The sequence below is a fragment of the Pseudomonas sp. 22515 genome, assembly GCF_052044625.1.
Taxonomy (GTDB): domain Bacteria; phylum Pseudomonadota; class Gammaproteobacteria; order Pseudomonadales; family Pseudomonadaceae; genus Aquipseudomonas; species Aquipseudomonas alloputida.
In genome coordinates this window covers 14,803-36,102 of sequence record NZ_JBQENN010000007.1, presented here as the reverse complement: position 1 = coordinate 36,102, position 21,300 = coordinate 14,803, and the positions used below count along the sequence as shown (strand labels likewise).

The 21,300-nt window shown below is 62.2% G+C and carries 23 protein-coding genes; 7 read left to right on the top strand and 16 right to left on the bottom strand.

Translation table 11 applies throughout. From position 1 onward, the window contains the following. Positions 1-2: 2 nt before the first annotated feature. Complete coding sequence (locus ACTJJN_RS08765) at positions 3-245, bottom strand: DUF2789 domain-containing protein (protein ID WP_011953198.1); 243 nt, start codon at positions 243-245, stop codon at positions 3-5. 61 nt (positions 246-306) lie between these two features. After that, entirely contained in the window at positions 307-765 is a 459-nt protein-coding gene (locus ACTJJN_RS08760) for an aminoacyl-tRNA deacylase (protein ID WP_003255874.1), read from the bottom strand. 98 nt (positions 766-863) lie between these two features. Between ACTJJN_RS08760 and ACTJJN_RS08755 the strand changes: the two genes are divergently transcribed. Both ACTJJN_RS08755 and ACTJJN_RS08750 read left to right on the top strand, forming a co-directional pair. Beyond that, positions 864-2,210, top strand: coding sequence for an NfeD family protein (locus ACTJJN_RS08755; protein ID WP_011953197.1), 1,347 nt, complete (start codon positions 864-866; stop codon positions 2,208-2,210). A gap of 2 nt (positions 2,211-2,212) precedes the next feature. Beyond that, a complete protein-coding gene (locus ACTJJN_RS08750) occupies positions 2,213-2,968 on the top strand; it encodes a slipin family protein (protein ID WP_020190425.1) in 756 nt (251 codons plus the stop codon). Between the two features lie 45 nt (positions 2,969-3,013). On the opposite strand, the gene ACTJJN_RS08745 is transcribed toward ACTJJN_RS08750, so the two are convergent. The 3 genes from ACTJJN_RS08745 to ACTJJN_RS08735 form a co-directional block, all read right to left on the bottom strand. Beyond that, on the bottom strand, positions 3,014-3,646 hold the full coding sequence (locus ACTJJN_RS08745; protein ID WP_011953195.1) for a LysE family transporter: 633 nt from the start codon (positions 3,644-3,646) through the stop codon (positions 3,014-3,016). 141 nt (positions 3,647-3,787) lie between these two features. Then, positions 3,788-4,375, bottom strand: a complete 588-nt coding sequence (locus tag ACTJJN_RS08740) for a mechanosensitive ion channel family protein (RefSeq protein WP_003255880.1) — start codon at positions 4,373-4,375, stop codon at positions 3,788-3,790. Further along, positions 4,375-6,285 carry an ATP-binding cassette domain-containing protein gene (locus ACTJJN_RS08735; protein WP_088513465.1) on the bottom strand — a complete coding sequence of 637 codons (1,911 nt, stop codon included), beginning with the start codon at positions 6,283-6,285 and terminating at the stop codon, positions 4,375-4,377. The genes ACTJJN_RS08740 and ACTJJN_RS08735 overlap by 1 nt, the downstream gene beginning before the upstream one ends. A 50-nt stretch (positions 6,286-6,335) precedes the next feature. Between ACTJJN_RS08735 and ACTJJN_RS08730 the strand changes: the two genes are divergently transcribed. Beyond that, positions 6,336-6,815, top strand: a complete 480-nt coding sequence (locus tag ACTJJN_RS08730; RefSeq protein WP_440781202.1) for a TIGR02444 family protein — start codon at positions 6,336-6,338, stop codon at positions 6,813-6,815. On the opposite strand, the gene ACTJJN_RS08725 is transcribed toward ACTJJN_RS08730, so the two are convergent. Next, complete coding sequence (locus tag ACTJJN_RS08725; RefSeq protein ID WP_221100744.1) at positions 6,794-7,774, bottom strand: AlgP family protein; 981 nt, start codon at positions 7,772-7,774, stop codon at positions 6,794-6,796. The two genes, ACTJJN_RS08730 and ACTJJN_RS08725, sit on opposite strands and share 22 nt — an antisense overlap. A gap of 178 nt (positions 7,775-7,952) precedes the next feature. On the opposite strand from ACTJJN_RS08725, the gene ACTJJN_RS08720 reads away from it, so the two are divergent. Further along, positions 7,953-8,591 carry an FKBP-type peptidyl-prolyl cis-trans isomerase gene (locus ACTJJN_RS08720; RefSeq protein WP_221100745.1) on the top strand — a complete coding sequence of 213 codons (639 nt, stop codon included), beginning with the start codon at positions 7,953-7,955 and terminating at the stop codon, positions 8,589-8,591. An 8-nt stretch (positions 8,592-8,599) separates the two neighbouring features. Here ACTJJN_RS08720 and ACTJJN_RS08715 read toward each other — a convergent pair whose 3' ends face one another. The 7 genes from ACTJJN_RS08715 to ACTJJN_RS08685 form a co-directional block, all read right to left on the bottom strand. Continuing rightward, entirely contained in the window at positions 8,600-9,070 is a 471-nt protein-coding gene (locus ACTJJN_RS08715; protein WP_003255887.1) for an Rsd/AlgQ family anti-sigma factor, read from the bottom strand. A gap of 231 nt (positions 9,071-9,301) precedes the next feature. Beyond that, complete coding sequence (locus ACTJJN_RS08710) at positions 9,302-9,808, bottom strand: disulfide bond formation protein B (protein WP_003255889.1); 507 nt, start codon at positions 9,806-9,808, stop codon at positions 9,302-9,304. A gap of 222 nt (positions 9,809-10,030) precedes the next feature. Next, entirely contained in the window at positions 10,031-11,269 is a 1,239-nt protein-coding gene (locus ACTJJN_RS08705) for a heme biosynthesis protein HemY (RefSeq protein ID WP_011953190.1), read from the bottom strand. Then, complete coding sequence (locus ACTJJN_RS08700; RefSeq protein ID WP_003255892.1) at positions 11,266-12,366, bottom strand: uroporphyrinogen-III C-methyltransferase; 1,101 nt, start codon at positions 12,364-12,366, stop codon at positions 11,266-11,268. Before ACTJJN_RS08700 ends, ACTJJN_RS08705 begins: the two co-directional genes overlap by 4 nt. Before the next feature lie 45 nt (positions 12,367-12,411). Then, positions 12,412-13,179 carry a uroporphyrinogen-III synthase gene (locus ACTJJN_RS08695; RefSeq protein WP_011953189.1) on the bottom strand — a complete coding sequence of 256 codons (768 nt, stop codon included), beginning with the start codon at positions 13,177-13,179 and terminating at the stop codon, positions 12,412-12,414. Continuing rightward, a complete protein-coding gene (gene hemC / locus ACTJJN_RS08690; RefSeq protein WP_011953188.1) occupies positions 13,176-14,117 on the bottom strand; it encodes a hydroxymethylbilane synthase in 942 nt (313 codons plus the stop codon). Before hemC ends, ACTJJN_RS08695 begins: the two co-directional genes overlap by 4 nt. A 118-nt stretch (positions 14,118-14,235) precedes the next feature. Continuing rightward, positions 14,236-14,979, bottom strand: a complete 744-nt coding sequence (locus tag ACTJJN_RS08685; RefSeq protein WP_003255896.1) for a LytR/AlgR family response regulator transcription factor — start codon at positions 14,977-14,979, stop codon at positions 14,236-14,238. 297 nt (positions 14,980-15,276) lie between these two features. On the opposite strand from ACTJJN_RS08685, the gene argH reads away from it, so the two are divergent. After that, on the top strand, positions 15,277-16,671 hold the full coding sequence (gene argH / locus ACTJJN_RS08680) for an argininosuccinate lyase (protein ID WP_003255897.1): 1,395 nt from the start codon (positions 15,277-15,279) through the stop codon (positions 16,669-16,671). Positions 16,672-16,777: 106 nt separating this feature from the next. On the opposite strand, the gene ACTJJN_RS08675 is transcribed toward argH, so the two are convergent. Continuing rightward, positions 16,778-17,440 carry a glutathione S-transferase gene (locus tag ACTJJN_RS08675; RefSeq protein ID WP_011953186.1) on the bottom strand — a complete coding sequence of 221 codons (663 nt, stop codon included), beginning with the start codon at positions 17,438-17,440 and terminating at the stop codon, positions 16,778-16,780. 147 nt (positions 17,441-17,587) lie between these two features. Here ACTJJN_RS08675 and ACTJJN_RS08670 point away from each other — a divergent pair, with 147 nt between their 5' ends. Together ACTJJN_RS08670 and ACTJJN_RS08665 are read left to right on the top strand one after the other, a co-directional pair. After that, a complete protein-coding gene (locus ACTJJN_RS08670; protein WP_011953185.1) occupies positions 17,588-17,890 on the top strand; it encodes a hypothetical protein in 303 nt (100 codons plus the stop codon). A 69-nt stretch (positions 17,891-17,959) separates the two neighbouring features. After that, positions 17,960-18,205: a TIGR02647 family protein gene (locus ACTJJN_RS08665; protein WP_003255900.1), complete on the top strand. Its 246-nt coding sequence runs from the start codon at positions 17,960-17,962 to the stop codon at positions 18,203-18,205. Positions 18,206-18,267: 62 nt separating this feature from the next. On the opposite strand, the gene ACTJJN_RS08660 is transcribed toward ACTJJN_RS08665, so the two are convergent. Both ACTJJN_RS08660 and ACTJJN_RS08655 read right to left on the bottom strand, forming a co-directional pair. Then, positions 18,268-20,211 (bottom strand): FTR1 family protein, encoded by a 1,944-nt coding sequence (locus tag ACTJJN_RS08660; protein ID WP_011953184.1) that lies wholly within the window; start codon positions 20,209-20,211, stop codon positions 18,268-18,270. A gap of 80 nt (positions 20,212-20,291) precedes the next feature. After that, positions 20,292-21,245 (bottom strand): RHS repeat-associated core domain-containing protein, encoded by a 954-nt coding sequence (locus ACTJJN_RS08655; protein WP_011953183.1) that lies wholly within the window; start codon positions 21,243-21,245, stop codon positions 20,292-20,294. Positions 21,246-21,300 lie beyond the last annotated feature (55 nt).

Below are 21,300 nucleotides of genomic sequence, written 5' to 3'. Positions count from 1 at the left end.
CTTTATTTTCGGGGGCGGCGCAAGGCTTCGTTGAGTTGATCGAAGGGCACGGCCCAATCGGAATCTTCAATGATGCTGTCCTGGAGAAATGCCCGCTGAGAGTCGGTCCAGAACGGCGCATCCACCAGCCTGATTTCGTTCTTCAGCGGGGAATGGCTGGTGATGAACTGATCGATACTCGTGGGATCGTCGGGCAAGCCCAGCTGCTTGAACAGTTCGGCAAAGGGATGGATCGGCGCTTCCATGGTTCCTCCTTAGCGCCAGGCAAGCCGTCCACGACGCCTGCCTGGCATTGGTTTGAAAACATCAGCACAGCTCGCGCACTTCGGCGTGCGGCACCAGTTTCATGTACTGCTCCATGCTCATGTGAATCAGGTGATCGTGGTCACCCGCCTCCAGGTAGACATCGCCTTGGCGGGTAAGACTCGGGTCGAGCAGCATTTTTATCTGGTAAGCATCGCCAAGGGCCGGCACGGCTCCGCGTTCGCAGTCATTGAACAGGCTCGGCAGACCGCTTTCACGGGTCAGATGCCAGGCCCCGGACATGCGCACCTTGGTCATGTCCAGGTGCCGGTTGGCCGGTAGCACGGCCATGATGTAGTTGCCATGACGGTCATCGAGCATCACCGACTTGGCGACCCGCTCGGCGGGCACGCCGGCCGTTCGGGCCGACTCCAGGCTGGTGGCCGAATGTGGGTGGGGAATGATGTCGTAGTCGCAGTTGGCCTTGTCCAGGCGGGCCTGCAGGGTCTTTGCCATACGCATGATGCACCTCCGGTTTCGCCCCCCAATTCTCAATTTTAGGCCGGGTACGGGTGGTCGGGGCTAAACTTGTGTAATACGCGCAAATGAGGTGACGACAGGTGATCGCCCGCTGCTGGCGCTGGCTGTTGCTGCTGTTGTTGCTTGGCATCACGCCAGGTGGCCAGGCAGCGCCCGGCGCGGTGTGGGTGCTGGGCATCGACGACGCCATCGGCCCAGCCAGCGCCGACTACCTGGTGCGCAGCCTCAGCCAGGCCCAGGCGCAAGGCGCGCAACTGGTGGTTATCCGCATGGATACCCCGGGCGGGCTGGACAGTGCCATGCGCCAGATGATCAAGGCGATTCTCGCCAGCACCGTACCCGTCGCCAGTTACGTTGCCCCCAGCGGCGCCCGTGCCGCCAGCGCCGGCACCTATATTCTCTACGCCAGCCATGTCGCGGCGATGGCGCCCGGAACAAATCTGGGTGCTGCCACGCCAGTGCGGATCGGCGGCCCGCCTGGCACGCCCAGTGACGACAAAGCCAAAGGCGGCGACGATGAAACCCTCGCACGCAAACAGGTCAACGACGCCGCCGCCTACATCCGTGGCCTGGCGCAGATGCGCGGCCGCAACGCCGACTGGGCGGAGAAGGCCGTGCGCGAGGCGGTCAGCCTGTCCGCCAGCGAGGCCTTGCGGCTGAACGTGATCGATCAGGTGGCCGATGACCTGCCTGACCTGCTGCGCAAGCTCGACGGCAAAACGCTCCAGGTGGCCGGCCAGCCACGCCAGTTGCAGACCGCAGGCGCCAGCGTGGTCGAGCACCTGCCGGACTGGCGCACACGGGTTCTGGCGGTAATCACCAACCCCAGCGTAGCGCTGATCCTGATCATGATCGGCGTTTACGGCCTGTTGTTCGAATTCATGAACCCCGGCTCTGCGGTGGGCGGTGTGGTCGGTGGTATCTGCCTGCTGCTGGCGCTGTATGCGCTGCAGCTATTGCCGGTGAGTTTTGCCGGGGTGGCGCTGATCCTGCTTGGCATCACCTTCATGATCGCCGAAGCCTTCTTGCCCAGTTTCGGCGTGGTCGGCTTCGGCGGCATCGTTGCCTTTGTGGTCGGCGCGTTGATCCTGATCGACACCGACGCCCCCGGTTTCGGCATCCCGCTGGCCTTGATCGGCACCTTGGCGCTGCTCTCGGCACTCCTGATCGGTGGCGTGCTGGGCATGGCCCTCAAGGCCCGCCGACGGGCACTGGTCAGCGGCGACGCCGGCCTGGTCGGCAGCCTGGTCACCGTCACCCAGGTGATGGCAAGCGACCCCTTCTGTGGTGTCGTGCTGGCTCAGGGCGAGCAATGGCAGGTGCAGTGCGCAACGCCGCTGCAAACTGGCCAGAACGTACGGGTGACCGCGCGCCATGGCGTGATGCTGGAAGTGAGCGCCGCCGCCCCAGCGACGCAAGGAGAATGACCATGTTCATGCAAGTCGGTTTCGGCGCTGTGCTGATCGTGCTGGCCATGCTGGTGCTGTCGGCGTTTCGCATCCTGCGCGAATACGAGCGCGGCGTGGTGTTCCAACTGGGGCGCTTCTGGCAGGTCAAAGGGCCGGGGCTGATCCTGTTGATCCCGGTGATCCAGCAAATGGTACGGGTCGACCTGCGTACAGTGGTACTGGATGTGCCGCCGCAGGATGTGATCACCCGAGACAACGTTTCGGTCAAGGTCAACGCAGTGTTGTACTTTCGCGTGCTCGACCCGCAGAAAGCGATCATTCAGGTCGAGGATTTTCTGGTAGCGACCAGCCAGCTGGCCCAAACAACCCTGCGAGCGGTGCTGGGCAAACACGAGCTGGATGAGCTGTTGGCAGAACGCGAGCAACTGAACATGGACATCCGCCAGGTGCTGGACGCGCAGACGGATGCCTGGGGCATCAAGGTGGCCAACGTCGAGATCAAGCACGTTGACCTGAACGAGTCGATGGTACGCGCCATCGCCCGCCAGGCCGAGGCCGAGCGCGAACGTCGGGCCAAGGTGATTCATGCCGAGGGTGAACTGCAGGCGTCGGAGAAACTGATGCAAGCCGCACAAATGCTGAGCAAGGAGCCGGGGGCGATGCAGTTGCGCTATATGCAGACGCTGGGGACGATTGCCGGGGACAAGAGCTCGACCATCGTCTTCCCGCTGCCGATAGATCTGCTGAAGGGTTTGGTGGACAAGGAGAAAGAGTGATGGGCCAATCGCGGGCTTGCCCGCGAATGGCCTGTATGCGGCCTGTCAGACCGGCGCGCGGCGCAAGGTCGCGAGGAAGGTGGCTGCACCAATGAACAACCCGGCAAAGGTGCGGTTCAAACGCTTTTGCTGTTTGGGCGTGCGCAACATGCGCAACACATGCGAAGCCAACCCGGTGTACCCCGCCATCACCAGCAGGTCGACCGTCACCATGGTCACGGTGATCGCCACATATTGCGGCAGCAGCGGTGCATGGGGATTGAGAAACTGCGGCAGCACCGCCAGCATGAACACCAGCGCCTTGGGGTTGCTGATGTTGACCAGAAAACCACGGAACACCAGGCTCAACGGCTTGCCGATCGGGCGCACGCCTGATTCTTCGCTCATGTCCATCGGCAGGGCACGCCACTGCTTGTAGGCCAGGTACACAAGGTAGGCGACGCCAAACCACTTGATGACCTGGAACGCCGTGGCCGAGGCGGCCAGGACGGCACCGACGCCGGCGGCGATGATGGCGATCTGCATGATCAGGCCCAGCTGCAGGCCCAGGGCGTTCCAGTAACCACGCCAGAAGCCGTATTGCAGGCCGCTGGACATTGAGGCAATCGCCCCGGCACCGGGTGAAAGGCTGATCACCCAGCAGGCGGCAAAGAAGCCTAACCATACTTCCATCGACATCACACACCTCGCTCGAACATTTGTTGCAAAACGTTAAGCTAAGGTTTTGGCGAAAAAATAACCAGTGATTTCTGATGGATTTGTGTGGCCTGATCTGGCCTCTTCGCGGGCACGCCCGCTCCCNAAGGGGCCGGTGCAGGCTCAGTCAGCTTCGGCAGCTGTTTCTTTGTGCAGGGCCTGTACCTCGGCACCGCGCCAGCGCCGCACCGACTTCTGGAAGAACTGACTATTGGGCACCTGCACCAGCGCCCCGCCCGCTTCGGGCACTTCCAGCAGGGTGGTAAACAGCAGGTTGATAGCGATCACCCGGCCTTTCACGCCTGGCTTGTCGAGGGTGTCGACCAGCTCGACCACATCGCCGATGCGAAACGGCCCGACCGTGAAAATCAACACCGCGCACAACAGGTTGGACAGCACGCTCCACATGGCGAAGAAGGCCACCGCCGCTACCGCTACGAAGCCGGAAAGTGCTGTCCACAACACGGTCGCCGAAACACCCATGCGCTCCAGCACGAACAGCAGCGCGCTGCCCATGATCAGCCAGCGCAGGCCGCCGCGCACGGGCACCAGCAGCTCCGGCGGCAACGGGTAACGCTGGCCCAGGCGGCTCAGCCCGCGAGCAATGATGCGCTGCAGGACGAACGCCGCGGCCAGGATCAAGAGGATCTGCAAACCCAGCCAGAAGGTGTCCATCCATTGCCCTGGCAGCAGCGAACGCAGTTCCTCCATCAGGACAACGCCTCGAGTTCGGCCTGCATGCTTTCAAGGGTTTCCAGCGCTTCCATCCAGGCCTCTTCCAGCTCGCCTTCGCGTTGCTTGAGCTTGGTCTGGCGCGCCAGCAGGTCGCGCAACTCGTCCTTGCGCGCCGCCTCGTAAAGGCCACCATCACCCAGCGCGGTCTCGATCTCGGCCAATTGCGTGTGCACCTGGTTGAGCTCGGTTTCCAGCTTGTCGGCAGCCTTCTTGTGCGGTGCCAACTGCTGACGCAAGGCTGCGGCAGCCTGGCGCTGGGCTTTCTTGTCGGTCTTGTCCGGGTTGGCCGGTGCAGTACTGGCCGGCGCACTGCGCTGGCGGTACTCGACCAGCCAGCGGCTGTAGTCCTCCAGGTCACCGTCGAAGGTGTCGACCTTGCCGTCGGCCACCAGCAGGAAGTCGTCCGTGGTGCTCTTGAGCAAATGACGGTCGTGGGATACCACCACCACTGCACCGGCAAACTCCTGCAAGGCCATGGTCAGTGCCAGACGCATTTCCAGGTCCAGGTGGTTGGTCGGTTCGTCAAGCAGCAGCAGGTTTGGCCGCTCCCAAGCAATCAGCGCAAGTGCCAGGCGGGCCTTTTCGCCACCGGAGAAGTTAACCACTGGCTCGTCGCAGCGGGCACCGTGGAAGTCGAAGCCGCCGAGGAAGTCGCGCAGCGTCTGCTCACGCTCGGTAGGGGCGATGCGCTGCAGGTGCAGCAGCGGGCTGGCCTTGTCGTCCAGCGAGTCAAGCTGGTGCTGAGCAAAGTAGCCTACAGCCAGGTTCTCGCCACGAACCAGACGCCCCGACAACGGCTCCAGCTCACCTGCAAGGTTCTTGATCAGGGTCGACTTGCCGGCGCCGTTGGGCCCGAGCAGACCAATACGAGCGCCTGGGGTGAGCTGCAGTTTGACCTTGTCGAGGATGGCCTTGTCGCCATAACCCAGGCGACCTTCGGAAAGGCTCAACAATGGGCTGGAAATTTTCTGCGATTCACGGAAGACAAAGTCGAACGGTGAATCGACATGCGCCGCCGACAGCTCTTCCATGCGCTCCAGGGCCTTGATCCGGCTTTGCGCCTGGCGGGCCTTGGTGGCTTGCGCCTTGAAGCGGGCAATGTACTTCTCCATGTGCGCGCGCTGCGCCTGCTGCTTCTCGTAGGCCTGCTGCTGCTGCGCCAGGCGCTCGGCACGGGTGCGCTCAAAGGCGGTGTAACCGCCTTTGTACAAGTTGAGCTTGCGTTGCTCGACGTGCAGCACATGGTCGACCACGGCATCGAGGAAGTCACGGTCGTGGGAGATCAGCAACAACGTGCCGGGGTAGCCCTTGAGCCAGTCTTCCAGCCACAGGATCGCGTCGAGGTCGAGGTGGTTGGTGGGCTCGTCGAGCAGCAACAGGTCGGACGGGCACATCAGTGCCTGGGCCAGGTTCAGGCGCATCCGCCAGCCACCAGAGAAATCGCCGACACGGCGGTCCATCTGTTCGTTGGTGAAGCCCAGCCCAGCCAGCAACTTGCGCGCACGGGCGTCGGCGGTATAGCCGTCGGCGCTTTCCAGCTCACTGTGCAGGCGCGCCAGTGCGGTGCCGTCGTGGGCCTGCTCGGCCGCGGCCAGTTCGGCCTGGACCTTGCGCAGGCGCACGTCGCCGTCAAGTACATAGTCCACAGCCAGGCGGTCGAGGGTGTCGACCTCTTGGCGCATGTGGGCGATGCGCCAGTCGCCGGGCAGTTGGCAGTCACCGGCATCGGGCGACAGCTCACCGCGCAGCAAGGCGAACAGGCTGGATTTTCCGGCGCCGTTGGCGCCGATCAGGCCGGCCTTGTGACCGGCGTGCAGGGTCATCTCGGCGCCTTCTAGCAAGCGCTGCGGACCACGCTGTAAAGTGAGGTTGGATAGTCTGATCATGATGGTCGCGGAGTCTACCAGCTTCCTCGGCCCATAGCGCGAGTGGAACCATGCACACCGACCTGTGGAATTACGCCCTGACCCTGTATACCAGGCCCGGCGTGGAAACCGCTTGCCTTGAACTGCAGGCACTGGGTGGCGATGTCTGCCTGCTGCTGTGCGCGACCTGGCTGCAAGCACGTGGTGTGGCCGTACTGGGCGAACGTGCGCAAGCACTGCAAGAACTTGCCGAGCCCTGGCAGCGTGACGTGGTCGCCCCGCTGCGCAGCCTGCGCCAGCAATGGCGAGCCACAGCATCGGGTGATACACAACTGGCGGCATTACGTGAGCAGGTGAAGGGGTTGGAGTTGCAGGCTGAAAAAGCCTTGCTGGAGCGCTTGCAGGAACGCTCGCAACAGTGGCCCGTGGGCTCCCATGAGCCCGCGGACGACTGGCTGGCCCGGCTGGCACCGGACCAGGCTCTGCATCATGACGCGCTAGTTCAGTTGCGCGTCGCAGCGGCTGCGCTTCAGGACGCCGAAGGTGCCTGAGCCGGAGTACTCACAGGTGCCGACGGTGCAGCAGCAGCCGGGCTCACCGAGTTGGTTGTGGCCGCCGGTGGTGTAGCGGGCTTGGCTTCAGCAGGCTTAGCAGCGGGTTTGGCGGCCGTGCGTGCAGGTGCCTTGGCGGCAGCTGGTTTTGCGGCCGGCTTGGCAGCAGGGGCTTTGGCAGCTGGCTTGGCCGCAGGTTTGGCTGCCGCAGTCGCCTTGGCAGCAGGCTTGGCGGCAGCGGTCGCCTTGGCAGCCGGTTTGGCTGCAGGCTTGGCAGCAGCGGTCGCCTTAGCAGCCGGTTTGGCTGCAGGCTTGGCAGCAGCGGTCGCCTTGGTAGCCGGTTTGGCCGCAGGCTTGGCGGCAGCGGTCGCCTTGGCAGCCGGTTTGGCCGCAGGCTTGGCGGCAGCGGTCGCCTTGGCAGCCGGTTTGGCCGCAGGCTTGGCGGCAGCGGTCGCCCTGGCGGCTGGTTTGGCCGCCGGCTTGGCAGCAGCGGTCGCCTTGGCAGCCGGTTTGGCCGCAGGCTTGGCGGCAGCGGTTGCCTTGGCAACCGGTTTGGCCGCACGTTGATCAAGGGCCTTGCCTGCAGCTTCGCGTACCTTGCCTACACCCTGAGCCAGCTTGAGGCTGTCCTGAGCATCGCGTTTGAGTTGCTGAATGTAAGAGCGCGTCTGGGTTTGACGCTCCTTGAGAGACTCGAGCAGCTCTTCAAGTTCACCGATGGCTTTTTGCGCCTTGCTTTGCGCCTTGGCTTTACCTGCCTTGGCCGCGTCTTGCAGTTTCAGGCGACCGTTGTGCAGTTTTTCCTGCGCCTTGCCACGCTGCTTTTCCAACTTCGCCAGCAGTTTTTCCGCATCAGCCAGCGCTTGCGAGCAGGCCTCTTCCAAGTGTTCGAGCAAGCTGCCCGAAAGTTGCTGGAGCAGGTGTAACGGCGTACTTACTGGCTTCTTTTTGGCCGACATGGTTTACCTCCTGGCTGACGAGATTGCGGCTCATACTATGCTTCTGCTGCTACCGCCGCTAGGGCATGTTGACCGTAATGTTTACGCCGCGTTGCATGCCTGGGCAAAGTTGTTATCTTGCAGCTGCGTGAAAGTGTAGTTGCTGAATTAATCATTGCTGGTATTTGGGAGTCAGGCGTTGCCTCGATATCTTGTTTTGGGTTTATGCCTGATGGCACCCCTCGCCTTGGCCGACAACGACGAACACGATTTGGCCTACAGCCTGGGTGCCAGCCTGGGTGAGCGCCTGCGCCAGGAGATGCCGGGCTTGCAGCTGGATGCACTGGTCGAAGGCCTGAAGCAGTCCTATCAGGGGCAACCCCTGAAACTCGACAAGGCACGCATGCAGGCGGTGCTGCAGCAGCATGAGGCCCAGGAAGGCGACGCCGCTGTGCAAAAGCTGCAGGCCGCCGAAACGCGTTTCATGGCTAATGAACGTGGGCGTTATGGGGTGCACGAACTAACGGAAGGTGTGTTGTACAGCGAATTGCAACCAGGCACGGGTGTACAGCCGAAAGCGGGCGGCAAAGTGCAGGTGCGTTATGTGGGCAGATTGCCGGATGGCTCAATATTCGACCAAAACCAGACCCCCCAATGGTTCAACCTGGATTCGGTTATCGAAGGGTGGCAGGTCGCCTTGCCGAAAATGCACACCGGCGCCAAATGGCGCTTGGTAATTCCTTCAGCGCAAGCCTATGGCGCCGAGGGGGCGGGAGACCTGATTGCACCCTACACCCCCTTGGTATTCGAGATCGAACTGCTGGCGGTTGGCGACTGACGCCAACCTCAGGCCTGCACTGCACCCTCTTCTTTGTGTGCGTTGTGCAGCACTTCGATCAGGCAGTCTTCAAGCTCGAAGCGCTCGTGCAACAACCCGCCCAATTTGGCCAGCTTCTCGGCAAAGCGTTCGGTGTCCTTGCACTCCCCCTTGGTGCAATGGTCATTGAAGGCCAGTGCTATCTGAGTACTGTCGTTGATCCGTGGGTTGATCTCTTCGGCCAGCTTCAGCGCCTTCTTGTCTCCGAACGCCTTGGCCTCGCTGACCAGTTGCTCGCAGACTTCGAAGTGCCACGCCGAAACGTAGTCGACCAGAAGGGCGCAAAAGTCCCCGTTGGTGTCCTTGTCGGCGAAGGCTGGCCTCACATCGCGCAGGGCGCGAAAAGCCTGCACCAGTTCCTGGCGCTCCTCCAGCCAACGGTCGATCAGCTTGTGAACCCCACCCCAGCGTTCCTGGGCGTTCTGACAACTATCGAGCATGGCGATCTCTTCCCTTCTGGGTAGATGCCGCTGCACCTCGCACCACGACCGCGCAGCACAAAGGTGACATCAGCAGGACGGCATCGAGCAGTTGTTTTTCCGGTATGCGTGCTGGGAGATTATTCCCGCGCGTGCTGCCCTTCAAGGTACGCAGCACACAAAGTTCATACAAGTGTTTAATACCCTGTTACATCACCATTGGTCGCGCTAATGGCACAACCTTGCGCCAGGTCATGTTCTTGCCAGGGTGCGGAAACGATACGCCAGCAGGCAACTCAAGGGCAGCACCGCCAGCAGCAGGAAGGCCAACAGGCTCCATTCCGGCAGTGTCAGATCGAGAAAGCTCCAGGCAAGCGAACGGCAATCCGGGCCACCCAGCAACAGTTGCCGTGCCGCCTCACCCCAGGATTGCTCGAACACTCGCCCGATCGGCACCGGGCATACCTCATTGACCCCCTCAGCCCCCTGCAACCAGACATGCCGTGCTGCCAGCAAGGCGCCGGCCAACGAGCAGCCCAGCACCAGGCGAGCATAACGAAGGATGCCCCGCGTGCCCGGCGCCTGCAGCACGGCTGCGAAGCACAGCAGCGCGTACACGCCTAGCAGCAACCGTTGGCTGAGGCACAATGGGCACGGCATCAGCCCCACTGTGTTTTCCAGACGGAAAGACGCAACCAGTACCGCCAGTGCGACTAGGCAGGCAGGAAGAAAAAAGGTGCGCAAACGGGCCGGCAGCATGGGCGGTGAAGGTCCCGGGGAAAAAGTAGTGGCTTGAAACGGTAGAGGAAAGACACGCTTTGTTTCAAGGCACGACAGCAACGACAAGTCACTGAATCGCGTAGGAAATTTCCAGATATGCCGTAGGAGGCGACGGAAGAAATGGACTTCAGATCAAACTGACAGCGAAAGATAAATTACCTGCCCCCAAAGCCCGCACCTTTGCGCGGGCCTTGGGGTAGGTCAGGCGCGTACGCCTTCTGGCAAAGGCAGCGCCAGCAGGCGCTCGTCCAGCAGGCCAAGGCCCTCCTGGAACAGCTGGTTGCTGCGCTCCGTCTCGCCCAGCCCCGCGAGCAGGCGGGCCAGCTCTGCACAGGCCTCGGGGTTGCGCTCCATGCGCAGGCTGCTTTCAAGGTAGTCACGCGCCTTGCCCCACAAGCGGTTTTGCAGGCTCAGACGGCCCAGGGTCAGCAGCAGGCTGGCGTCTTGCGGGTGAGCCTTGAGCCAACCTTCAGCGGTTTGCAGCTGACGCGCCGGGTCATCACCACGCACCAGGCCGTAAAGGCGGGCCAGGTGGCTTTCGTAGTCGCGCTTGAGGGCCGTGCGCAGCACCTGTTCGGCCTCGTTCTGGGCACCTACCTGGCGCAGTTGCTCGGCGTACGCCAGCACCAGTTGTGGCTCCTGGCGCTGGGCTGCGGTCAGCTGCTGCCAGGCGCGCTCCAAGGATTGACGTGCACTGAGCGCATCTTCGCCACGGGTGGTCGCCAGGCTAAGGTTCTGGCCCCAGGCGCGTTGTTCCAGAGCAGCCAGCTCGGCGGCGGGCAGCACTTTACCCTTGCGCAGGTCGGGCATCAGGCGGATCAGTGCAGACCAGTCGCCGCGCTCCACGTAAAGGCGTTGCAGCAAGCGCAGCACCTGGCCGTTGTGCGGGTGGCGTTCCTGCATGGCCAGCAGGGTTTCCAGGGCCCCATCGTTTTCGCCACGGTCCATTTGCAACTGGGCATGGGTCAGGGCAATGGCCAGCTCCGCTTGCGGCTGGCGCTCCAGGGCACGCTCCAGCAAGTTGTCGCTGTCTTCGGTGCGGCCTTGCTCGTTGGCGGCACGCGCGGCACCGAGGTAGTACAGCAACGGCTGGCGCTCAGCCTCGGCGGCACGGTGCAAGTGCCGTTGGGCACTGGCCCAGCGGCCTTCGGCAAGATCGAGTTGGCCCTGTTCGATCGCCAGGCGGATACGTCGGCTGCGGTTACGCCGTGACCACGGGTTGACCACACCACTGGAAGTCAGCACCAGGCCGACCAGATAGCGCAGCAACCACAGCAGCAGGACGACCGCCAAAATACCCGCCAAGGCTGCCCACAGCCCCGACTGATAACGGAAACCACCATAGGAAACCAGTACATAGCCGCTGTGCTTGGCGACCGCGATGCCCAGTGCCGCAGCAACCACGATCGCAAGCACGGCCAACAGGTAGACACGCTTCATGGCTTGCCCCCTTCAGCCTCGGCCGGCAGGTGACGGCGCTGAATATAGGCCTGCACTGCCGCCAGGCTTTCACTAAGGTCAGGGGTAACCACCGATACCGGCTGATCGGCCAGGGCATTGAGGCTGTCGAGCATGGCCTTGCTTTGCGGGTTGTCTGCGTTGAAGTTGGCCAGCAGTACGCTGCGGGCGTCGTCCAGCGCCTGCGTGTAAACCTTGGCATCACCATTGAGCGCCGCCCACTGGGCCTGCTCGATAGTCAGGCTCAGCGCCAGGCGCAGCTGGTTCAGTTGCTGCCCGGCCAGCAACGGACGCACGTTTTCATCGGCATTGAAGTCGATCTGGAAGTACTTGGATATTTCTGCCCACCACTGCGACAGCCTGCTGGCACCATCACCGTCGGCGGTCAGGGCGCCAAGCGCATCGGCGTTACTGTCGAACTCGGGGGACTGGGCGCTCAACTGCTGTACCAGCTCACGCTGCGCAGCCAGCTTCAAGAACAGGCCAGTGCGGTCCGGTTGCTGAGTGCTGTTGAGCGTGGCCAGGCTGCGGGCCAGCTGCTCGCGGGCGGCGAAGGCACCCGGGTCGCTCTGCTCGCGCAGGATCTCGTCGGCGCCTTCGACCAGGGCTTTGGCACTGGTGATGTCCTGCAATGCGGAAAGGCGCAGGGTAGCCAAGCGCAGGAGGTGCTCGGCTTCGGCCAGGCGCCACTCTTTGCGGCTTTCTCCCAGCACGGTTTCCAGGCGCTGACTGAGCCGCTGCTGGTCGCCCTGCAGTTGGGCTACCAGCCGCCGGCGGTCTTCCAGCTCGCTGGCGGCTGGCAGACTGGCCAGTTGCGCACTGATCTGCTGTTCACGTTGCTGCAGCGCCTCGGCGCGCTGGGTCAGCGCCTCGATGTGCTGGCCCTGGTTGAACTCACTGCCCTGCAGTTGACGCACCTGCCAGACACCCCAGCCACCTACCGCCACCCCGGCCGCACCCAGCAGCAAGGCCAGCGCTGCCAGGCCACTGCCGGAGCGCTTGGCAGGTGGGGTGGTAACGGGTTCCGCAGGCGCCTGTGCCGACGGTTGATCGTTATTGGACAAGACAGTCTCGCTCACGTATCCATCCTTTGCATGGGGGCGCACCGCATTCAGCTTAGCGCCTTAAGAGGCAGGTGCAGCGCTACGCTGCACGGCTGCCAGCAAGGCCGTGGCACTGGCGCCACGGCAATCCACAACCTGTTGGGCCCCGGCGGCCTTGGCCTGCTCGGCGACCCGCGGGCTGGGCACGAACAGCGGCAACTGGGCCAGCCGCAGCCAATCGGCACCGGCCATCCGCTGCAAATGTTCAAAACCCTGCCCACTGCTGACCACCAGGCCATTGAGGCGTTCCGCTTCAATGCGGCGCATCAGCGTACCCGCCGGGTAGGCCGGCAGGCAGCGACGATACAGTTCCAGATATTCGACACTAGCACCTTGCTCTGCAAGACGCTCTGCCAGCAGTTCGCGACCTCCGACGCCGCGAACGATCAAGACACGCGGTGCCGGCTCGGTAAGTGCCTGGCGCAGGGCCGGCAGTGCCAGCAAGGCTTCGCTGTCATCGCCACGCGGCGGAAAGCTTACCTCCAGCCCTGCACCCTGCAGCACCCCAGCGGTTGCCTCACCTACGGTGAACCAGCCTCGCTGCGGAGGCTGGATGCTGGTCTCGGCCAGATGCTCAAGCAACAGCCGGGCGGCCGGCTTGCTGACCACAATGATCGCCTGGAAGTCATGCAAGCCCTCCAGCGACAGTCGCTGTGGGGCTTGCACGGTAATAGGTTCAATTTCCAGCAGTGGCAGGCAACTGCTGCCCACTCCCGCTGCCGCCAGGCTTTGCGCCAGCGCCGCGCAGTCCTCGGCAGGCCGGGTCAGCAACAGGCGCCATTGGCTCATGGGTGACCGGCCTCGCCGTAGACTTCCTTCAGAATGGCCTCGGCGCCCTGCCCCAGCAGGTCTTCGGCCACCTGTACGCCCAGGGCCTCGGCAGCAGCACGGGGTGCACGGGCATCGGCCACCAGCAAGGTCCCGCCGCTAGGCTGGCCGACCAGGCCGCGCAGCCACAGCTGGTCACCTTCAAGGACCGCGTAGCAGGCGATCGGCACTTGGCAGCCACCATTCAGGCGTTTGTTCAGCGCGCGCTCGGCGATCACCCGGTCAGCGGTGTCGACATGGTGCAGTGGCGCCAGCAGTGCATGAATCTCAACGTCGGCACTGCGGCACTCGATGCCCACCGCGCCCTGACCACCTGCCGGCAGGCTGTCATCGACGCTGATGGTGGAGGTGATGCGGTCCTCGAAGCCCAGACGGATCAGGCCCGCCGCGGCGAGGATGATGGCGTCGTACTCGCCGGCATCCAGCTTCGCCAGGCGGGTGTTGACGTTGCCGCGCAGAAAGCGGATTTGCAGGTCTGGGCGGCGCGCCAGTAACTGGGCCTGACGGCGCAGGCTTGAGGTACCGACGATACTGCCGGCGGGCAGCGTTTCGAGGCTGTCAAAGGTATTGGAAACGAAGGCATCACGCGGGTCTTCACGCTCGCAGATGCAGTACAGGCCCAGGCCCTCGGGGAAGTCCATGGGCACGTCTTTCATCGAGTGCACGGCGATGTCGGCTTCGTTGTCCAACAGCGCGGTTTCCAGTTCCTTGACGAACAGCCCCTTGCCGCCAATTTTTGCCAGCGGCGCGTCGAGCAACTTGTCACCGCGGCTGACCATGGGCACCAAGGTCACCTGCAGACCGGTGTGGGCCTGCTCGAGGCGGGCCTTGACGTATTCGGCCTGCCACAGGGCCAAAGCACTTTTACGGGTGGCAATGCGGATTTCGCGAGTGGACATGAAACGCCCCGATCCAGAGAAATACCGCCGATCATAACAGCATCGCCGGTATCGCTTGCAGATACGGATCAACAGGCCACACGCAGTCAGGTGCAGGAGCGGGCCGAGTCCAAGGGCCTCAGAGGGTCTGCATCATCTTGCGCACACCGGCCACATGGCGACGGCTGACGGTCAAGGCATCGCCGTCCAGGCCTTTCAGATACAGCTGAAAGTGCCCCAGCGGGGTGCGCTGCAAGCGTTCGATGCGCTCGCGGGCGACCAACGCATTGCGGTGGATGCGCACGAAGCGTTCGCCGAATTCGTCTTCCAGGGCTTTGAGTGGCTCGTCAAGCAGCACCTCCCCGGTTTCGTGACGCAAGGTCACATACTTGTGGTCGGCAATGAAATAGATCACCTGGGATAAAGGGATCAGTTCGATGCCTTTACGCGTGCGGGCACTTATATGGCTGCGAGGGCCGCCGCCTTCATTGGCCGGCCGGGTAAGCGCCGCCAATTGGGCGCGGTTGGGTTTTTCGGCCTTGCGCAAGGCATCGCGCAAGGCCTGGGCCTGGAAGGGCTTGGTCACATGGCTGAGGGTACTGTCCTTGAATGCCTCTGCACCGTATTCATCATCCCCGGAGCAAAACACCACCGCCGGCGGCGCCTCGCGTTCGCACAGGCGAGCGGCAACCTGCAGGCCATCCAGGCCTGGCATGCCGATGTCCAGCAGGACCACATCGGGCTTGAGGCTTTCAATCAGCGCCAAGGCCTCATCGCCGTTGGTGGCGCTGGGCTCCAGCACAGTGTAACCCTCCAGTTCGCCGAGCAGCCGGCTGAGGCGTTCACGGCCTTGGGGTTCGTCATCAACGATCAGGACATTCATAATTGCGCTGGATTCCTGAATGAGTCTCGCACAGGTATAGCGTAGACAGGTGTGGTTCGAGCGACACTGCGGTCACGCTCTAGACCGGTGCGATGGCCAAAGATTCACTCGGCCCGGCAGATTCACTGCCAGTCCTTTGTCCAACTGTAGACGGTCCGTGGAACACTGCCGTTCATTCCTTGAAATCCTTCTATGCGATTTTCCGGGCATTTCTCTCGACCGGCGCCCTGCGGCAGCCAGCCCAACCCTGCTATCATCGACGCCACTTTTTCGTTCACGCCTGCAATGAGTGAATCCATGAGCACCGACAAGACCAATCAGTCCTGGGGCGGCCGCTTCAGTGAGCCCGTCGACGCCTTCGTCGCCCGTTTCACCGCCTCGGTAGATTTCGACAAGCGCCTGTACCGTCACGACATCATGGGTTCGATTGCCCATGCCACCATGCTGGCGCAGGTCGGCGTGCTCAGTGATGCCGAGCGCGACACCATCATCGATGGCCTGAAAACCATCCAGGGCGAGATTGAAGCCGGCAACTTCGACTGGCGTGTCGACCTTGAAGACGTGCACATGAACATCGAAGCACGCCTGACCGACCGCATCGGCATCACCGGCAAGAAGCTGCACACCGGCCGTAGCCGCAACGACCAGGTGGCCACCGACATCCGCCTTTGGCTGCGCGACGAAATCGACCTGATCCTGGGCGAAATCACCCGCCTGCAGCAGGGCCTGCTGGAGCAGGCAGAGCGTGAAGCCGAAACCATCATGCCTGGTTTCACCCACCTGCAGACGGCGCAGCCGGTCACCTTTGGCCACCACCTGCTGGCGTGGTTCGAAATGCTCAGCCGCGACTATGAGCGCCTGGTCGACTGCCGCAAGCGCACCAATCGCATGCCACTGGGCAGCGCCGCGCTGGCCGGCACCACCTACCCGATCGACCGTGAACTGACCTGCAAGCTGCTGGGCTTTGAAGCCGTGGCCGGCAACTCGCTGGATGGCGTGTCGGACCGTGATTTCGCCATCGAATTCTGCGCCGCTGCCAGCGTGGCGATGATGCACCTTTCGCGCTTCTCCGAAGAGCTGGTGCTGTGGACGAGCGCGCAGTTCCAGTTCATCGACCTTCCGGACCGCTTCTGCACCGGCAGCTCGATCATGCCGCAGAAAAAGAACCCGGACGTGCCAGAGCTGGTACGCGGCAAGAGCGGCCGTGTGTTCGGCGCCCTGACCGGCCTGCTGACCCTGATGAAAGGCCAACCACTGGCCTACAACAAGGACAACCAGGAAGACAAGGAACCGCTGTTCGACGCCGCCGATACCCTGCGCGACTCGCTGCGGGCCTTCGCTGACATGATCCCGGCGATCAAGCCCAAGCACGCCATCATGCGTGAAGCGGCCCTGCGCGGCTTTTCCACCGCGACCGACCTGGCCGACTACCTGGTTCGCCGTGGCCTGCCATTCCGTGACTGTCACGAGATCGTTGGCCACGCGGTGAAGTATGGTGTGGACACTGGCAAGGACCTGGCCGAGATGAGCCTGGACGAACTGCGCCAGTTCAGCGACCAGATCGAACAGGACGTGTTTGCCGTGCTGACGCTGGAAGGTTCGGTGAATGCGCGCGACCACATTGGTGGTACGGCGCCGGCGCAGGTGCGTGCTGCCGTTGTTCGTGGCAAGGCCCTGTTGGCGTCTCGCTAACCTCCGGGGCGAGGGCTTCGCCCTCGTTCGCGGGTAAACCCGCTCCTACAACGGTTGTGCTTTACCGGTAGGAGCGGGTTTACCCGCGAATGACCCAACACAAATCTCAGCGCTTGCCGCTGCGGATCATCTCCATGAAGGCTGGCATCGACGCTTCCTTGTCCGCCATGATCCGCGCCATGTGCGGGTTCTCCCCCATCAACTGCAGCAATGCCTTGGCCTGCGGGAAGTCCGCCAGGAAGTCGATGCTCAGCACCTTCTTGCCCACCGCGTTGGCCAGGTCGACCGAGAAGCAGAACATCAGGTCTGCCAGCGTCAGTTGCTCGCCCGCAACATAGGGTGCAAAGCGCCCATTGCGCTTGAGCGTGGCAAACCCGGCCAGCAGGTCAGCACGCGCCTTCTCTTTGATCAGCGGTTCGACCGACATGCCAAAGAACGACTCGGCGTAGCAGGTACGCGCAGGCAGCTCGATGTACAGCTCGATTTCCTTGAGCAGCTCACGCACCTTGGCCTGCTCGAACGGGTCGGCCGGCAGCAGTGCCTTGCCGCTTTGGGTCTGTTCAATGTAGTCGAGGATCACACTGGTTTCGCTGAGGAAGCCATGTTCGGTTTCAAGCACCGGCACCTTGCCCCGCGGGCTCACTTCCAGCGCCTGTGGCGCCTGGCCGCCATAGAAGGTGACTTCCTCGAAAGGCAGGCCTTTTTCGAGCAGGGCCAGCTTTACCATGTTGTAGTAGTTGCTGACCGAGAATCCATGAAGCTTGAGCATGAGGTAACAGCCTCCAGGCCGTAAGGGGTTGGCCTGGCTTTTATAGACTGAACGCCTGCCGCTGACCAGCGTCATGCACCCCGTCAATGCCCGGGCATTGCCGCCACAGGCATGGCACACTGTTGCATCCATCCTAGGAGTACCGCGATGAGCGAGCCCACCAACATCGACAATGACGACGACGAAGCCTTCGCCGAGGCAACACTGACCCAGGCCATCGAAAACCAGATCGAGAGCGGCGAGCCGCCTGCGGCCAAGGCCACTTTCAACAAGCTGACGCTGGTCGGCTATGAGCGTGAAGACATTCTGAACCTGATGGCCCATGTGCTGGCCTTCGAAATCGACAACATGTTGGTAGAGGACCGTGCGTTCAACGGCGAGTGGTATGAGAACGCTCTGCGGGCACTGCCGGAGCTGCCGCCTGAGATGGATCAAGGCGACGACGAATAACCCGGCTACACTCGAAGATCAGGCACCGTAGAAAGTGCCGCAATCCTTGTCTGGAAGTCAGGAGTCGCCATGCCTTTTACCCCCGATTTGATCGACGAAATGGAAGTACTCGCGCTGTTCAAACACGACAGCAGCCAGGAAGGCATCAAGATAACCAGCACCGCATCCCCTGCCCTGATCGCGGCTGCGCAACGCCTGCATGAGAAGGGGCTGACCGATCAACCGGATGGCGGCTATCTGACCAGCCTGGGTCATGACGCCGTTGAAAGTGTCCAACTGCTACAGAACATTCTCAAGGCGCCACAGCCGGCCTGAGCATCAGGCTCGCGCAAGATCTGAGACCTTGCGCGGGCCCTGCAGGACCGCGCAGGCTCCAGTCAGTTGGCCGCAGTACTGCGCTTTTCCGCCAGCCACGAGCGGCCGTAAAGGAACACGATGGCCAGCAAGGCCACCGCTTGCGCCGACAGCGAGTAGGCATCGGCATGAATCCCCAGCCAGTCGAACTCAAAGAACGCCACTGGCCGTGTGCCCAGCACGCCGGCCTCTTGCAGCGCCTTCACGCCATGCCCGGCGAATACTACCGACAGCGCGCACAGCAGCGCGGCGTTGATGCTGAAGAACAGCGATAGCGGCAGCTTGGCCGAACCCCGCAGAATCACCCAGGCCAGGCCCACCAGCAGCAACAATGCCGTCGCGCCACCCGCCAGCACCGCCTGATGCCCGGCAGGGCCTGCCTGCAGCCACAGGGTCTCGTAGAACAGGATCACTTCGAACAATTCGCGGTATACCGAGAAGAATGCCAGCACAGCAAAGCCGAAGCGCCCGCCACCGCTGACCAGGCTGCTCTTGATGTAGTCCTTCCAGGCGGCGGCGTGGCGGCGGTCATGCATCCACACACCCAGCCATAGCACCATCACAGCAGCGAACAGCGCCGTGCAGCCTTCCAGCAGCTCGCGCTGAGCGCCCCCCACATCGATCACATAGGCCGCCAGCGCCCAGGTGGCGAAGCCGGCAACCAGCGCCAGGCCCCAGCCGATGTTGACGCTGCGCACTGCCGACTGCTGCCCGGTATTGCGCAGGAAGGCCAGGATCGCCGCCAGCACCAGAATCGCCTCGAGGCCTTCACGCAGCAGGATCAGCAAACCGGAGATATAACTCAGCGTCCAGCTCAGGCCATCGCTGCCCAGCAGCTTGGCCGCCTGCTCGAGCTTGGTTTTGGCGTCGGCCAGACGCTGTTCGGCCTGGGCCACGGGCAAGCCGTCCTGCAAGGACTGACGGTAGGCCATCAGCGTTTTTTCGGTGTCCTTGCGCGCCTGGGTGTCGATGTTGTCCAGCGAGCTTTCCACCAGCTCGAAACCCTCCAGGTAGGCCGCCACCGACAGGTCATAGGCCTGATCGTGGTCGCCTGCGCGGTAGGCCGCCAGGCTCTTGTCCAGTGTGCTGGCCGTGTATTCGAGCAATTGCGCAGGGCCGCGCTTTACTTGCGGCGGTTGAGCACGCTGGGCACGGAATGCCTCGACGGCCGCAGTGCCTTCGTTGGCGGCGACTTCGGCCGGCGTCTGGCGAGCCAGGTCGGCGAGGTTCCAGGTCTTGTCACCCTTGCCTGCTTCCGGCTTGGCGGTGAAGCTGGCAATGTACGCGGCCACGTCCCAGCGCTGGCGATCGTCCAATTGGTCGGCAAACGACGGCATTTCGGTGCCGTCGATACCCAAGGCCAGGGTGTTGTAGAGGTCGAACAGGCTCAACTGGTCCAGGCGCGAGACATCACGCAGGTTGGCGGGTGCAGGCTCCAGGCCCACGCCAGCCGGGCCATCGCCGGCGCCGGTTTCGCCGTGGCAAATCGAGCAGTTTTGCGCGTACAGCGCAGCACCGCGGGCTGGGTCCGGGGTAATCACCGGTGCCTGGCTGACCTCGTAGGCCACAGCCAGTCGCGCACCCAGCTGTCGGGCCTGTTTGGCGACTGCGGCGCCCTCCTGGCGTTGGTCGATGGCTTGGCGTAGCGCTTGAACACCTTGCTCCAGACCCTTTTGCTCAGCATTTGCCGGCAGGCCTTTGAGCAGATCGGCCAATACCGCGCTGAACTCCTGTTGTTCGCGATACTCGCCATCGTCGATCACCGTCCCGTCTTGTACGGTCGGCGGGTAGTCGGCACCGATGTAATCGAGCAAATGCAAGGCCTTGGTGGCCTCGGCGGGCGCTTCTGCCAGCGCCAGGTTACTGCACAGCGCCAGCACCGGGCCAAGCAACACAGCCGGTAGCCAGGCAAGTAGACGGAAACGGGAATTCATGGCCAGTCTCGGAGGGAATGCGAAAGAGAACATTCTTTACTCTGACTCAGCTTACCTCAAGGGTCTTGGGCAGATTTCATGAAAAATCTTGCTACAAATTTGATACGCGATAATCAGGTATGCCCACCTACTTGGCGAATGATCACGTTCTTACCTTCTATTTCAAATGACACACGCTGCCCTTGACTAAGGCGGATTTGAAACCTATTGACTTTTTTATCTTTCATTCTCTTATAGTCACTGGCACCTGCCATCTCTGCAGCGTCTCTGGGAGACTTGCCCTCGTTTTTTATAGCATTCTGAAATTCATCAAACACATACTGCTCGGCAGGTGTCAGCTCTTTATACGTGGCTCGGCTCTTATCAAGCTTCCAAATGTCGTCAAGGTCAGTAGATGCACTGGTGTCACTTGAAGCTTGAGAGCTGTATCGCTTACTACTTCCCGCACTGACTGGGGAGGGGGTCAAGGGTGACGACGCCCCAGATAAATTCGAACCGCTTGAGTTCGATCGATCCAGTGAGGGACTCTTCGAAGCCGGAGTACGGAGAGGCTCTACCGCTAACTTACCAGGCCTTTCTTTCGGTTGTGAAACCTTCATCTTAATGTGTTTACCATGCCCCGTTGGATCAGAATAGTTGACAGGGTCACACGACACGTAGGCATATGCATTCAAACCACCTTCGCCAAATGGGCTCCAACTATCCGGGCTGCAAAATCGCATCATTACCGGACTGTAAAGACGGTAGCCTGCACCCAGCAGGTAGCAGCCGGTGACGGCGTCACGAGACTCACCATTAAAGCCGGGAACTATCGATGGTTGAGGAGAACTGAGTCCGTACGCTTGATAGCACATTTTGGCAAAAGATAGCTCAGCACTACCTGCAATTACAGTCCGCATGGCATCGACAGCAAATAATACAGAGCCTGCGCCCTGCCCGACATTTACCTGAGCCAGACAGCCTTGCCGGTGGTCAAGTAACGAGTACGACGATAACTCGCGCACTTGTGTTGCCAATCGATCTCGGCAGTAAAAGCTCTTCACGACACTCGTCGAATCCTCGCCCATATCACACCTCCTTTTTTAGCTCACGGAAGCATGCCCCCTATTTTCGAACCGCGTA